This is a genomic window from Micromonospora sp. NBC_00898 (assembly GCF_045207895.1).
GTDB lineage: Bacteria > Actinomycetota > Actinomycetes > Mycobacteriales > Micromonosporaceae > Micromonospora.
In genome coordinates, this window is record NZ_CP108775.1 from 5,142,002 (window position 1) to 5,155,581 (window position 13,580).

The 13,580-nt window shown below is 73.1% G+C and carries 11 protein-coding genes; 8 read left to right on the plus strand and 3 right to left on the minus strand.

Annotation, left to right across the window (positions count from 1 at the left end):
• Positions 1-277: 277 nt before the first annotated feature.
• Positions 278-1,861, minus strand: coding sequence for a methylmalonyl-CoA mutase (locus OG799_RS24930; RefSeq protein ID WP_406038066.1), 1,584 nt, complete (start codon positions 1,859-1,861; stop codon positions 278-280).
• A gap of 205 nt (positions 1,862-2,066) precedes the next feature.
• On the opposite strand from OG799_RS24930, the gene OG799_RS24935 reads away from it, so the two are divergent.
• Together OG799_RS24935 and OG799_RS24940 are read left to right on the plus strand one after the other, a co-directional pair.
• Positions 2,067-4,124 (plus strand): serine/threonine-protein kinase, encoded by a 2,058-nt coding sequence (locus tag OG799_RS24935; RefSeq protein ID WP_406038068.1) that lies wholly within the window; start codon positions 2,067-2,069, stop codon positions 4,122-4,124.
• Between the two features lie 49 nt (positions 4,125-4,173).
• A complete protein-coding gene (locus tag OG799_RS24940; RefSeq protein WP_406038070.1) occupies positions 4,174-5,844 on the plus strand; it encodes a phospho-sugar mutase in 1,671 nt (556 codons plus the stop codon).
• Positions 5,845-5,865: 21 nt separating this feature from the next.
• On the opposite strand, the gene OG799_RS24945 is transcribed toward OG799_RS24940, so the two are convergent.
• Together OG799_RS24945 and upp are read right to left on the minus strand one after the other, a co-directional pair.
• Positions 5,866-6,543 carry a GPP34 family phosphoprotein gene (locus tag OG799_RS24945; protein WP_406038072.1) on the minus strand — a complete coding sequence of 226 codons (678 nt, stop codon included), beginning with the start codon at positions 6,541-6,543 and terminating at the stop codon, positions 5,866-5,868.
• Between the two features lie 98 nt (positions 6,544-6,641).
• Positions 6,642-7,274, minus strand: coding sequence for a uracil phosphoribosyltransferase (gene upp, locus OG799_RS24950; protein WP_406038074.1), 633 nt, complete (start codon positions 7,272-7,274; stop codon positions 6,642-6,644).
• A gap of 136 nt (positions 7,275-7,410) precedes the next feature.
• On the opposite strand from upp, the gene deoC reads away from it, so the two are divergent.
• The 6 genes from deoC (at position 7,411) to OG799_RS24980 (ending at position 13,573) form a co-directional block, all read left to right on the plus strand.
• Entirely contained in the window at positions 7,411-8,370 is a 960-nt protein-coding gene (gene deoC / locus OG799_RS24955) for a deoxyribose-phosphate aldolase (RefSeq protein ID WP_406038076.1), read from the plus strand.
• Positions 8,371-8,376: 6 nt separating this feature from the next.
• Positions 8,377-9,807, plus strand: coding sequence for an aldehyde dehydrogenase family protein (locus OG799_RS24960; protein ID WP_406038078.1), 1,431 nt, complete (start codon positions 8,377-8,379; stop codon positions 9,805-9,807).
• Complete coding sequence (locus OG799_RS24965) at positions 9,800-10,624, plus strand: aldehyde dehydrogenase family protein (protein ID WP_406038080.1); 825 nt, start codon at positions 9,800-9,802, stop codon at positions 10,622-10,624. The genes OG799_RS24960 and OG799_RS24965 overlap by 8 nt, the downstream gene beginning before the upstream one ends.
• A gap of 175 nt (positions 10,625-10,799) precedes the next feature.
• The gene (locus OG799_RS24970) at positions 10,800-11,261 is read left to right on the plus strand and encodes a BlaI/MecI/CopY family transcriptional regulator (protein ID WP_406038082.1); all 462 of its coding nucleotides are present in this window, start codon (positions 10,800-10,802) and stop codon (positions 11,259-11,261) included.
• A 10-nt stretch (positions 11,262-11,271) separates the two neighbouring features.
• Entirely contained in the window at positions 11,272-12,177 is a 906-nt protein-coding gene (locus OG799_RS24975) for a M56 family metallopeptidase (protein ID WP_406038084.1), read from the plus strand.
• 148 nt (positions 12,178-12,325) lie between these two features.
• Positions 12,326-13,573 carry a cytochrome ubiquinol oxidase subunit I gene (locus OG799_RS24980; RefSeq protein WP_406038086.1) on the plus strand — a complete coding sequence of 416 codons (1,248 nt, stop codon included), beginning with the start codon at positions 12,326-12,328 and terminating at the stop codon, positions 13,571-13,573.
• Positions 13,574-13,580: the final 7 nt, after the last annotated feature.

The window sequence follows — 13,580 nt, forward strand, 5'->3', positions numbered from 1 at the left end:
GGCTGTCCGTCCCGATCACCCGACCGGGTTTACCCGCATTCCCGATCCGCACACTCGGACGGGCGGCGGGGCCCCGCTGCCCCGGGCAGGCCGGACGGGCCGGGCGGCGTCGCCCGGGAGGTCCGCGCCGCGCCCTCCGCTCCGCCGACGTACGGGGAGAAGACCGACTGTAGCGCCGCCCGACGACCCCCGGCGACGCCCGTTTTCGCAGCTCGGAAGCGCGAACAGCGGCCCACACCGACGCCGGGGCGCCGGCGGGGACCGCCGTCGACGAAGGTCAGAACCGGTCGCTCGGCCGGTACGTCCCCCACACCGCGCGCAGCGTGCCGCAGACCTCGCCCACCGTGGCCCGGGCCCGCAGCGCCTCCTTCATCGGGTAGAGCACGTTCGCGGAGCCCTCGGCGGCGGCGCGCAGCTCAGCCAGCGCCCGGTCGACCGCGTCGTTGTCCCGCTCGGCGCGCAGCTTCGCCAGCCGCTCCGCCTGCGCCGCCTCGATCGCCGGGTCCACCCGCAGCGGCTCGTACGGCTCCTCGGCGTCGATGGTGAACCGGTTGAGGCCCACCACCACCCGCTCGCCGGAGTCGATCTCCTGCGCGATCCGGTACGCCGACTGCTCGATCTCCCGCTTCTGGAAGCCGGCCTCGATCGCGTCCACCGCCGAGCCGTGGTCGGCCACCCGCTCCATCAGCTCGGTCGCCGCCGCCTCGACCTCGGCGGTCATCGCCTCCACCACGTACGACCCGGCGAACGGGTCCACGGTGGCGGTCAGGTCCGTCTCGTACGCCAGCACCTGCTGGGTACGCAGCGCCAGCCGGGCCGCCTTCTCGGTGGGCAGCGCGATCGCCTCGTCGAAGCTGTTGGTGTGCAGCGACTGCGTGCCACCGAGCACCGCGCCGAGCCCCTGGATCGCCACCCGGACCAGGTTGACCTCGGGCTGCTGGGCGGTGAGCTGCACGCCCGCCGTCTGGGTGTGGAACCGCAGCATCATCGACTTCGGGTCCTTGGCGCCGACCTCGTCGCGCATCAGCCGGGCCCAGATCCGCCGGGCCGCGCGGAACTTCGCGACCTCCTCCAGCAGGGTGGTCCGGGCCACGAAGAAGAACGACAGCCGGGGCGCGAAGTCGTCCACGGCCAGCCCGGCCGCCAGCGCGGCCCGGACGTACTCGACGCCGTTGGCCAGCGTGAACGCGATCTCCTGCGCGGGCGTCGCGCCGGCCTCCGCCATGTGGTAGCCGGAGATGGAGATGGTGTTCCACTTCGGCACCTCCTTGCGGCAGTACGCGAAGGTGTCGGCGACCAACCGCAGCGACGGCTTCGGCGGGAAGATGTACGTCCCCCGGGCGATGTACTCCTTGAGGATGTCGTTCTGGATGGTGCCGTTGAGCACGCCCCCGGCGACCCCGTTCTCCTCGGCGACGAGCTGGTAGAGCAGGAGCAGCACCGAGCCGGGCGCGTTGATGGTCATCGAGGTGGAGACCTTGTCCAGCGGGATGCCGTCGAACAGCATCCGCATGTCCTCGATGGAGTCGATGGCCACGCCGACCTTGCCCACCTCGCCGTGCGCGATCGGGTCGTCCGAGTCGTACCCCATCTGGGTGGGCAGGTCGAAGGCGACGGAGAGGCCCATGGTGCCGGCCCGCAACAACTGGTGGTAGCGCGCGTTGGACTCGGTGGCGGTGCCGAAGCCGGCGTACTGCCGCATGGTCCACGGACGGGAGGTGTACATCGTCGGGTAGACCCCCCGGGTGTACGGGAACTCACCCGGCGCGCCCAGCCGGGAGTCCAGGTCCTCCGGAAGGTCGGCCGCCGTGTAGACGCCCTGGATCGGGAAACCGGACTCGCTTGACCGCCGTTCGCTCATTACCGGATGGTAGGACGCGACCGGTCGTCGTTGGGTGAGGGATACCGCACACCACGTCGACGAAGGTCGACGAGAGGTGAAGACCTGGCCACATACCGTCGAGTAGGTAAACGTCCGCCGCGTCGGGTTTCGCATCGGCCGTCGGAACCAGCAAGATAGGGGAGTTGTGTCCCAGCCCCCCTCGATATCCCCCGGTGGCTTTTCTGTGACTCAGATCCCGACGTGGAGCGGCGGACCAGTCAGTCCCCCCAACGGACGCGCGGCACCCGGCACCACCATCGGTGGTCGCTACTCGCTGCGGTCCCCGGTGGGCAACGGCGGCATGGGCACGGTCTGGCGCGCCACAGACACGCTGCTGCGCCGCGACGTGGCGGTGAAGGAGGTCGTCCTCCCGCCCGGGCTGGCCCCGAGCGACCGCGACGCGATGTACGAGCGGACCCTGCGCGAGGCCCGCGCCGCCGCCGCGATCCAGCACCCGGCCGTGGTCCAGGTGTACGACGTGGTCACCGAGGGTGGCCGACCGTGGATCGTGATGGAGCTGCTGGACGCCCGCAGCCTCGCCGACATGGTCATCGAGGACGGTCCGGTGGCGCCGCGCGCCGTCGCCAAGATCGGCATCGCCCTGCTCGGCGCCCTGGAGGTCGCGCACGCGATCGGCGTGCTGCACCGCGACGTCAAGCCGGCCAACGTGCTGATCAGCTCCGACGGCCGCTGCGTGCTGACCGACTTCGGTGTCGCCCGGATGCCCACCGACGTGCAGCTCACCACGCCCGGCATGGTGCTCGGGTCGCCGCACTTCATCTCGCCGGAGCGGGCGATGGGTCAGGAGTTCGGGCCGCCGAGCGACCTCTTTTCGCTGGGCGTGACGCTCTACACGGCGGTGGAAGGGCGACCGCCCTTCGACAAGGGCGATCCCATCGAGACCATGCACGCCGTGGTCGAGGACCCACCGGCCACCCCGCAGCGCAGCGGCCCGCTGACCCGGGTGCTGATGGGGCTGCTGGAGAAGGACCCGGGCCGCCGGCTGGACGTGCACACCGCCCGGGCGATGCTGCGCGAGCTGCTCGCCGGACCGCTGGCCAGCACCGCGACCGCGGTCAACTCGGTCACCGACCCGTACGCCGTGGTGCCGGTGCAGCGGCCGTCCGCGCCGCCGCCCCCGGCCGCGCCGGAGCCGAAGCCGAGCGGCCAGATCGGCGGCCGGGCGATGATCGGGCCCGGCGAGTCACTGACCGACCGGCTCGCCGCGCTGCGCAAGGGCGAACGCCCCGGGCCGGCGGGCGCCGCGCTCGACGAGACCAGCGCGGACGCCCTCGCCGGCCCGCTGCACACCCCGACCGGCGCGATGCCCCCGCCGGGCCGCGCCGGCACCCCGTACGGCATGCCGGAGGCCACCCAGCGGATCTCCCCGGACGCCAACCAGCGCCTCGGCCACCAGGCGACGCCGGAGGCCACCCAGCGGATCGGCGGCGGCCACCCGGACGCCACCCAGGCGATGTACGGCCGCGCCCCCGAGGCCACCCAGCCCGGGTACGGCGGCGGCCAGTGGTCGGTGCCGGGCACCGGGCAGCCGTGGGCGGCGCCGACCGCCGCCCCCGCCGGGTCCGGCTCCGGTGGCGCGCTCGGCGGGCTGAAGGGCACCGGCGACAAGGTGGTCGGCACCGTCAAGGGCTGGCCGCGCAAGGTGCAGCTCGCCGCGGCCGGCGGGCTGGCGGTGCTGCTGCTGATCGGCGCGGTCGTGCTGTTCAGCGGGGACGACGAGCCGATCCGGCAGATCGTGACGTCGCTGCCGACCGCGACCGCGCCGGCCGGGCCGGGCGTGGAGATGCAGGAGCACTCGGCCAAGGGCGTCACCGTCCAGGTGCCGAAGGGCTGGGACCGGAAGTCCGGCGGGGTGTTCGTCGACTACGTCGACCCGCAGGACAGCGGTCGCAAGGTGCGGATCCTCGCCGAGACGTGGAGCGGCACCTCGGTCAGCTGGGCGGAGTTCGCCTCGCGGAACCTGCGGGAGAAGAGCAAGTCCTGCGCGAAGCCCTACAACCAGCTCGCCATGTCCGAGCCGAAGCTCGCCGGCGAGCCGGCGGCCGAGTTCGAGTACACCTGCGGCGACGGCGCGACCAAGCGGCACGGGGTGTGGCGCGGCGTGGTGAAGGACGGCAAGGTCTACTCGTTCTACCTGACCGCCAACGAGACCGAGTTCGCCGCGAGCAAGCCGATCTTCGACGCGATGGCGAGCTCGTTCCAGCTCACCGGGGCCAACTGAGTCGAGGGCAACGGTCAGTGGTGATCCGCCGCCGTGCTATCAAAGGGCAATGGCGGCGGAAACCACTGACCTTGACGAACTTCGCGAGCTGGCCCGGCGGTGGCTCGACGACGACCCGGACCCGACCAGCCGGGACGAGCTGCGGGCGGTGCTCGACGGGCTGCCGGGCAGCGCGCCGGAGCTCGCCGACCGGTTCGCCGGGCCGCTGACCTTCGGCACCGCCGGCCTGCGCGGCCCGCTGCGCGCCGGCCCGAACGGGATGAATCTCGCGGTGGTCACCCAGGCCGCCGCCGGGCTGGTGGGCTGGCTCGCCGCCCAGGGCGGGACCGGCCCGCTGGTGATCGGGTACGACGCCCGGTACGGTTCCCGGGCGTTCGCCGAGCGCACCGCGCAGGTGGCCACCGGCGCGGGGCGGCCCGCGCTGCTGCTGCCCCGGCCGCTGCCCACGCCGGTGCTCGCGTACGCGGTGCGGCACCTCGGCGCGGTGGCCGGGGTGATGGTCACCGCCAGCCACAACCCGCCGCAGGACAACGGCTACAAGGTCTACCTGGGTGCCCAGCTCGGCGGGGACCTCGGCGCGGGCGCGCAGATCGTGCCGCCGGCCGACGCCGGCATCGAGGCGGCGATCCGGGCGGTGGGCCCGCTGGCTCAGGTGCCGCTCGGCCCGGCCGGCGAGGTGCTCGGCGACGACCTGGTCGCCTCCTACGTGGCCCGGGCCGCCACGCTGATCGACCCGGACGGCCCTCGGGACCTGAAGGTGGCGTACACCCCGCTGCACGGGGTGGGCGCCGCGGTGCTGACCGCCGCCTTCGCGCGGGCGGGCTTCGCCGTGCCGGGCGTGGTGCCCGACCAGGCCGAGCCGGACCCGGCCTTCCCGACGGTGAGCTTCCCCAACCCGGAGGAGCCGGGCGCGGTGGACAAGCTCGTGGCGCTGGCCGACTCGACGGGCGCCGACCTCGCGATCGCCAACGACCCGGACGCGGACCGCTGCGCGGTGGCCGTCCGCGACGACGCGACCGGCGGCTGGCGGATGCTGCGCGGGGACGAGGTGGGCGCGCTGCTCGCGGACCACCTGATGCGCCGGGGCGTGACCGGCCTGTACGCCACCACCATCGTCTCGTCGTCCCTGCTGCGGGCGATGTGCGCGGCCCGGGGCCTGCCGTACGACGAGACGCTGACCGGGTTCAAGTGGATCGTCCGGGCCGGGGGTGGGGCGCAGCCGCTGGTCTTCGGCTACGAGGAGGCGCTGGGCTACTGCGTGGCGCCGGAGCAGGTGCGGGACAAGGACGGCATCTCCGCCGCGCTGACCGTCGCCGAGCTGGCCGCCGGCCTCAAGGCGCAGGGCCGGACGCTCAACGACCGACTCGACGAGCTGGCCGCCGAGTTCGGCGTGCACCACACCGACCAGCTCTCGGTCCGGGTCGAGGACCTGGGGCTGATCGCCGGGATGATGACCCGGATCCGGGCCGCCACCCCGACCAGCCTGCTCGGCCACCCGGTCACCGACTCGACGGACCTGCTCCCGGAGTCGGACGTGGTGATCCTGCGCACCGACGCGGCCCGGGTGGTGATCCGCCCCTCCGGCACCGAGCCGAAGCTCAAGGCGTACCTCGAGGTGGTGGAGCCGGTCGCGGACGGCGACGTCCCCGCGGCCCGGCAGCGCGCGGCCGCCGCGATCGCGGCCCTCCGCACCGAGATCGCCACCGCCCTCGGCCGCTGACCCGCCCCGAGGCCGAGGCTGTCAGGCGCGTTTGCCGAGGGCTGCGTCCACGGCCTGGCCGAGGGCGGTGACGACGAGGGCGACCGAGGGGCGGACGACGGAGTCGTCCAGGCTGACGTTGCCGGTGAAGCCGGCGCCGCCGGCGATCTCCTCCAGCCGGCGGCGGGCGTCCCGGGCGTCCGCACCGGTCAACCCCAGCGCCGGCTCCATCCGCAGCACCGCGACCAGGGTGGCCAGCGCGGCGGTGCGCTCGTCCGGCAGTTGGCCGCTGGTCAGGGCCTCGGCGAGCCGGCGGCGGATGTCCGCCTCCACCGACGGGTCCGTGACCGGGTAGCGGTGCACGTGGATGAAACCCAGCTCGGTCTCGTCGACGTCCCGGACCACCCCCTGGCCGCACAGGTCGCCGAGGATCCGGTCGCGCAGGCCGTGCCGCAGCCGCTGCACCCAGGAGGACGGGGTGTGCGGGGTGTCGGCGGCGATCCGGGCGAGGACCTCGTCGGCGACCGGCACGCCGGTGGGCGCCGGGTCGACCACCGCCAGGTTTCCCTCGGCGTACGCGATCCGGCCGGCCAGGGCCAGCTCGATCAGCACCGCGGCGGCCATCCCGAGGTCCAGGCTGATCCGCGGCATGGTCGCCTTGCCGGTTTCGTCGTCATAGGCGAGGAGCAGCAGCTCTTCGGCGAGCGCAACACCAGTCATGGCCCGAGACGGTATCGGTTGTCCGCATCCCCCCGCGCGGCAACTCGCCCGGTCGACCCGTCCGGCCCGCCGGGTGACCGGCGGGCCGACCGGTCGGGTCAGAAGCGGGGCATGCCGCCGAACTGGCGGTCGCCGGCGTCGCCGAGGCCCGGGACGATGAACATCCGGTCGTTCAGGCCCTCGTCGATCGAGGCGGTGACCAGGCGCAGCGGCAGGCCCGACTTCTCCAGCCGCTCGATGGCCACTGGCGCGGCGAGGACGCAGAGCACGGTGATGTCGGTGCAGCCGCGGTCGGCGAGCAGCCGGCAGCTGTGCTCCAGCGAGCCGCCGGTGGCCACCATCGGTTCGAGGACCAGCACCGGCAGGCCGGCCAGGTCGCGGGGCAGCGACTCCATGTACGCGCGCGGCTCGAACGTCACCTCGTCCCGGGCCAGGCCGACGAAGCCCATCGACGACTCCGGCAGCAGCGCGAGGGCGGCGTCGGCCATGCCGAGGCCGGCCCGCAGCACCGGCACCAGCAGCGGTGGGTTGGCCAGCCGGGTGCCCTCGGTGGCGGTGACCGGGGTCTGGATCGGGTACTTCTCGACGGGGAAGGAGCGCGCGGCCTCGTACACCAGCATGGTGGTGAGTTCGTGCAGCGCGGCCCGGAACGACGACGAGTCGGTCCGGGCGTCCCGCATGGCGGTCAGCCGCGACTGGGCGAGCGGGTGGTCAATGACGTGTACGTCCACGATCGCTCAACCTACCGGTCCGCGGGGGCCGGCAGTGCGGGTGCGGGGTGACCGGCGACGCCGCTCACGTGTGACACCGCCGACGAGGTGGCCGTGACCAAGATCACTGCCCGGTCCGGTGCGTAGACTTCGGGGCATGACGGCGACAGCGACGTCGGCCCGGTCGGAGCTCTCCGAGCTGGGACGATCCGAGACCGCTCTGCGGACCTTCCTGCACGGCCTGCCCGGCGTGGACCAGGTCGGCGCGGAGCAGCGGGCGGCACAGCTCGGCACCCGCTCCATCAAGACCACGGCCAAGGCCCAGGCGATCGACCTGGCCATCCGGATGGTCGACCTGACCACCCTCGAGGGCGCGGACACCCCCGGCAAGGTGCGGGCGCTCGCCGCCAAGGCGCTGCGCCCCGACCCGGCGGACCTGAGCTGCCCGCACGTCGGCGCGGTCTGCGTCTACCCGGCGATGGTCCCGTACGTGGCCGAGGTGCTGCGCGGCACCGGCGTGCACCTGGCCAGCGTCGCCACCGCCTTCCCGTCGGGCCAGGCGCCGCTGGAGATCAAGCTGGCGGACGTCCGGGCGGCCGTCGCGGCCGGCGCCGACGAGATCGACATGGTGATCAACCGGGGCGCGTTCCTGGCCGGCCGCTACAAGGAGGTCTACGACGAGATCGTGGCCACCAAGGAAGCCTGCGGCGCCGCCCACCTCAAGGTGATCCTGGAGACCGGCGAGCTCGCCACCTACGACAACGTGCGCCGGGCCTCCTGGCTGGCCATGCTGGCCGGCGGCGACTTCATCAAGACCTCCACCGGCAAGGTCCCGGTCGCGGCCACCATGCCGGTGACCCTGGTGATGCTGGAGGCGGTCCGCGACTTCCGCGCCGCCACCGGGCGGCAGGTCGGCGTGAAGCCGGCCGGCGGCATCAAGACCACCAAGGACGCGATCAAGTACCTGGTCATGGTCAACGAGACCGTCGGCGCGGACTGGCTGGACCCGGACTGGTTCCGGTTCGGCGCGTCCAGCCTGCTCAACGACCTGCTCATGCAGCGCACCAAGCTGACGACCGGCGTCTACTCCGGTCCCGACTACTTCACCCTGGACTGAGAGCCGATGTTCGAATACGCACCCGCCCCCGAGTCCCGCTCGGTGGTGGACATCAAGCCCTCGTACGGGCTGTTCATCGACGGGAAGTTCGTCGACCCGACCGACGGCGGCAGCTTCAAGTCGATCAACCCGGCCTCTGAGGAGGTCCTCGCCGAGATCGCCGAGGGCGGCAGCCAGGACGTGGACCGCGCCGTCCGCGCCGCCCGCGAGGCGTACGACAAGGTCTGGGGTCCGATGCCGGGCCGGGACCGGGCCAAGTACCTGTTCCGGATCGCCCGGATCATCCAGGAGCGCTCCCGCGAGCTGGCCGTGCTGGAGTCCCTGGACAACGGCAAGCCGATCAAGGAGTCCCGGGACGTCGACCTGCCGCTGGTCGCCGCGCACTTCTTCTACTACGCCGGCTGGGCCGACAAGCTGGGGCACGCCGGCTTCGGTGCGAACCCGCGACCGCTCGGCGTGGCCGCGCAGGTCATCCCGTGGAACTTCCCGCTGCTCATGCTGGCCTGGAAGATCGCCCCGGCCCTCGCCGCCGGCAACACGGTGGTGCTCAAGCCGGCCGAGACCACGCCGCTGACCGCGCTGCTCTTCGCCGAGATCTGCCAGCAGGCCGACCTGCCCGCCGGGGTGGTCAACATCGTCACCGGCGCCGGCGACACCGGCCGTGCCCTCGTCGAGCACCCGGGCGTGGACAAGGTCGCCTTCACCGGCTCCACCGAGGTCGGCCGGGCCATCGCCCGGTCGGTCGCCGGCACCCGCAAGAAGCTCACCCTGGAGCTGGGCGGCAAGGCCGCCAACATCGTCTTCGACGACGCCCCGATCGACCAGGCGGTCGAGGGCATCGTCAACGGCATCTTCTTCAACCAGGGGCACGTCTGCTGCGCCGGCTCGCGGCTGCTGGTCCAAGAGTCGGTCGCCGACCGGGTGCTGGAGTCGCTGAAGCGGCGGATGGCCCAGCTGCGGGTCGGCGATCCGCTGGACAAGAACACCGACATCGGCGCGATCAACTCGGCCGCCCAGCTCGCCCGGATCAAGGAGCTGTCGGACGCCGGCTCCGCCGAGGGCGCGGAGCGCTGGTCGCCGCCGTGCGAACTGCCCGACCGGGGCTTCTGGTTCGCGCCGACCATCTTCACCGGGGTCACCCAGGCGCACCGGATCGCCCGGGAGGAGATCTTCGGGCCGGTGCTGTCCGTGCTGACCTTCCGCACCCCGGCCGAGGCCGTCGAGAAGGCCAACAACACGCCGTACGGGCTGTCGGCCGGGATCTGGACCGACAAGGGCTCCCGGATCCTCTGGACGGCCGACCGGCTCCGCGCCGGCGTCGTCTGGGCCAACACGTTCAACAAGTTCGACCCCACCTCGCCGTTCGGCGGGTACAAGGAGTCGGGCTACGGTCGCGAGGGCGGCCGGCACGGGCTGGAGGGCTACCTCAATGTCTGAGCGGGTCGCGGTACGCAAGACGTACAAGCTCTTCATCGGCGGGAAGTTCCCCCGCAGCGAGTCGGGACGGTCGTATCTCGTGCAGGACTCCAACGTGTCACTGGCCTCCCGCAAGGACGCGCGAGACGCCGTCGTCGCCGCCCGGGCCGCCGTCAAGGGCTGGGCCGGGGCGACCGCGTACAACCGGGGTCAGATCCTCTACCGGGTGGCCGAGATGCTGGAGGGCCGGCGCGAGCAGTTCGTCGCCCTCGGCGTGCCGGCCGACGAGGTCGACGCGGCGATCGACCGCTGGGTCTGGTACGCCGGCTGGTCCGACAAGCTCCCCCAGGTGTACGGCGGGGCCAACCCGGTCGCCGGGCCGTACTTCAACCTGTCGGCGCCCGAGCCGACCGGCGTGGTGGCCGTGGTGGCCCCGGAGTCCCCGGCACTGCTCGCCCTGGTCAGCGTCATCGCCCCGGCGATCGTCACCGGCAACACCGTGGTGGTGGCGGCCTCGCCGTCGCAGCCCCTGGCCGCGGTGACCCTGGCCGAGGTGCTGGCCACCTCCGACCTGCCCGGCGGTGTGGTCAACATCCTCACCGGCCGCCTGTCGGAGACCGTGCCCACGCTGGCCGCGCACATGGACGTCAACGCGATCGACCTGACCGGGGTGGCCGACGCCGAACTGGCGGCCGACCTGGAGGTCAGGGCGGCGGACAACCTCAAGCGGGTGCTCCGGCCGGCCCCGGCCGACCACGACTGGACCGCCGACCCGGGGATCACCCGGATGACCACGCTGCTGGAGACGAAGACGGTCTGGCACCCCAAGGGGGTGTGAGGCCGCTGGTCCGGGTGGGGTTTTCGGGGGAGCCCCACCCGCTCCGGGCGGTCAGGCTTGATCCCTCCGCGGCCGGGGCTCCCCCGAAAACCTGTTGTGGTCCCGGTCCGCGCCGAGGTCGAGCTCAGCGGTCCTGCCCTGGGAAGGGTTCTACTACGCGGGGTAGGATTGCGGCGTGACGCGGCTTGGGGATCTTGAACGTGCGGTGATGGACGTGCTGTGGGACTCCGTCCCGGGGACGTCGGACGGGGTCACCGTGCGCGAGGTCGCCGACGCCCTCGACGGGCGCGAGCTGGCGTACACGACGGTGATGACCGTGCTGGACCGACTGGCCGGCAAGGGCATGGTGCAGCGCGAACGGGAGGGCCGGGCCTGGCGCTACCGGCCCGCCGCCAGCCGCGAGGCGCACATCGCCCAACTCATGCTCGACGCGCTCGACCTCGGCGGCAGCCGGGACGCCGCGCTGGTGCGCTTCGCCCGCTCGGTCACCGGCACCGAGGCGGAGGTGCTGCGCGCGGCGCTGGGCGCCGAGGCGGGCCACACCGGGCCGGCCGACGGCGGCGCGGGCCTGACCGACCGGATCGGGGACCCGCGGGCCGGACGGCCGGCGCCGGCCGACGAGGCGACGGACCGGTAGGGCGGCCGCCGTGGCGTACGCCGTGCACTTCGCCGCGACCATCCTGGCCTGCTGGCTGACCGCGCAGGTCCTGGCCGCGTCCACCTGGACGTGGCGCGCTCCCCGGGTTGCGATCGTCTGCTGGCAGGCGGTCGGGCTGGCGCTCGGCCTCTCCGCGATGGGCCTGCCGATGGCGACGGGTCTGGGTGCGTACGACCGGCCCACCGGCAGCGCGCTGCTCGCCCTCGCCACCGACCTGGCCCACGGCACCCTGCCGGCCGGGCTGAACTCGATCCACCTCGGCCTGGTCGGGGTGGGCTTCGGCATCGGCGCGGTGCTGCTCACCACGACGGTCCGGAGCATCCACGGCACGGTCCGCGCCCAGCGTCGGCACCGGGACCTGCTCACCCTGGTCGCCCGGCGGGACCCGACGGTGCCCGGCGCGCTGGTGCTCGACCACCCGAGCGCCGCCGCGTACTGCCTGCCCGGGGTGAAGCCGCGGGTGGTGGTGAGCGCCGGGGCGTTGAGCCTGCTGGACCGGGCCGAGCTGGCGGCGGTGCTGACCCACGAGCGGGCGCACGCGCAGGAGCGGCACGACCTGGTGCTGCTGCCGTTCACCGCGCTCCGCCGGGCGCTGCCCTGGTTCCGCTGGGTGCGCGACGCGCACGAGCGGGTGGCCCTGCTGGTCGAGATGCGGGCCGACGACAAGGCCCGCGAGCTGCACGCCGAGGAGCCCCTGGCGGGGGCGTTGCGCCGGTTCGCCGCGGCCGGTCACCGGGTCACCCCGGCCGGCGCGCTCGGCATGGGCGACCGCGACCTGGACGTACGGGTGCAGCGGCTGCTGGCCGCCGACCGCCCGCCGCGGCTGCTCGGCGCGACCGCGCTGGCGGTGGCGGCCACCCTGGTCGCCCTGCCGATCTCCCTCTTCCTGAGCTGACGCGAGCCCGTCAGGGGCGGCACAACCCCACCCCCACAACTACTACGATGTGTCGTAATCTCCTTTACGACATGACGTAGTAGAGATGCGTAGGGAATCTACGTGTAGGCTCGCTACGACAAGCGAGTCGACCCGTGGGAGATCGACCATGGACACCCTGCTCCTCGCGCGCCTGCAGTTCGCCACCACCACCTCGATCCACTTCCTCTTCGTGGTGGTCACGCTGGGCCTGGTCACCCTGCTGGTGGGCCTGCAGACCGCCGGCTTCATCACCGGGAAGCCGGTCTACGAGCGGCTGACCCGGTTCTGGGGCCAGCTCTACGTGATCAACTACGTGCTCGGCATCGCCACCGGGATCGTGATGGAGTTCCAGTTCGGGCTGAACTGGAGCGGACTGTCGCGCTACGTCGGCAACGTCTTCGGCGCACCACTGGCCATCGAGACGCTGGTGGCGTTCTTCCTGGAGTCCACGTTCCTCGGCATGTGGATCTTCGGCTGGCACCGGCTGCGCCGCGGCGTCCACCTCGCGCTGCTCTGGGGCGTCGCCGTGACCGCGTACGCCTCGGCCTTCTGGATCATGGTGGCGAACTCCTGGCTCCAGCACCCCGTCGGGTACGAGCTGCGCGACGGCGTCGCCCACCTGACCGACTTCGGCGCCCTGCTCACCAACCCCACCCTCGGCTTCGCCTTCGCCCACGTGGTCTCGGCCGGGCTGGTCACCGGCGGCGTGCTGATGGCCGCCGTCAGCGCCGGGCACCTGATCCGGCGTACGCCGGACTTCGCGCTGTTCCGCAAATCCCTGCGGATCGGCGTGCTAACCGCCGCGATCTCGGTGGTCTTCCTGATCGGCTTCGGCTTCGCCCAGTTCGGCCCGGTCGGGCGGGTGCAGCCCACGAAGTTCGGCGGTGGCCCGGACCGGGACGCGCTGATCGCCGAGTGGACGGCGCGGTTCGGGCCGGGCGATTACACCCCGCCGGCGCTCTCCAGCGTCGGGCTCGGTTTCATGATCCTGATCGGCTTCACGCTCTTCCTCGGCACCCTGCTGGTGCCCCTGCTCTTCCGGGACTGGATCATCCGGCTGCGCTTCCCGCTCTGGCTGATCCTGCTCGCCCTGCCGCTCCCCTTCGTCGCGGTGATCCTCGGCTGGATCGCCCGCGAGGTGGGCCGCCAGCCCTGGGTCGCGTACGGGCTGCTGCCGACCGGCCAGGCGGTCTCCCCGGTCGGCGCCGGAGTCATGCTCACCTCGCTGATCGGCTTCAGCCTGCTGCTCGGCACCCTCGCCGTCACCAACTGGGTGCTGCTCGCCCGGCACGCCGCCCGCGGCGCGGACGATCCCGCCCTCGGCCGCCCGCCCGCGCCCGACACCGACACCCGCCCCGAACCCGTGTTCGCCTGAGGGAGCC

Bases quoted from the DNA above. Each gene is read 5' to 3' on its own strand.
- OG799_RS24940 (WP_406038070.1), top strand. From the start codon at position 4,174: ATGGCGGCGGAAACCACTGACCTTGACGAACTTCGCGAGCTGGCCCGG.
- OG799_RS24960 (WP_406038078.1), top strand. From the start codon at position 8,377: ATGTTCGAATACGCACCCGCCCCCGAGTCCCGCTCGGTGGTGGACATC.
- OG799_RS24945 (WP_406038072.1), bottom strand. From the start codon at position 6,543: ATGACTGGTGTTGCGCTCGCCGAAGAGCTGCTGCTCCTCGCCTATGAC.
- deoC (WP_406038076.1), top strand. From the start codon at position 7,411: ATGACGGCGACAGCGACGTCGGCCCGGTCGGAGCTCTCCGAGCTGGGA.
- OG799_RS24980 (WP_406038086.1), top strand. From the start codon at position 12,326: ATGGACACCCTGCTCCTCGCGCGCCTGCAGTTCGCCACCACCACCTCG.
- OG799_RS24965 (WP_406038080.1), top strand. From the start codon at position 9,800: ATGTCTGAGCGGGTCGCGGTACGCAAGACGTACAAGCTCTTCATCGGC.
- OG799_RS24930 (WP_406038066.1), bottom strand. From the start codon at position 1,861: ATGAGCGAACGGCGGTCAAGCGAGTCCGGTTTCCCGATCCAGGGCGTC.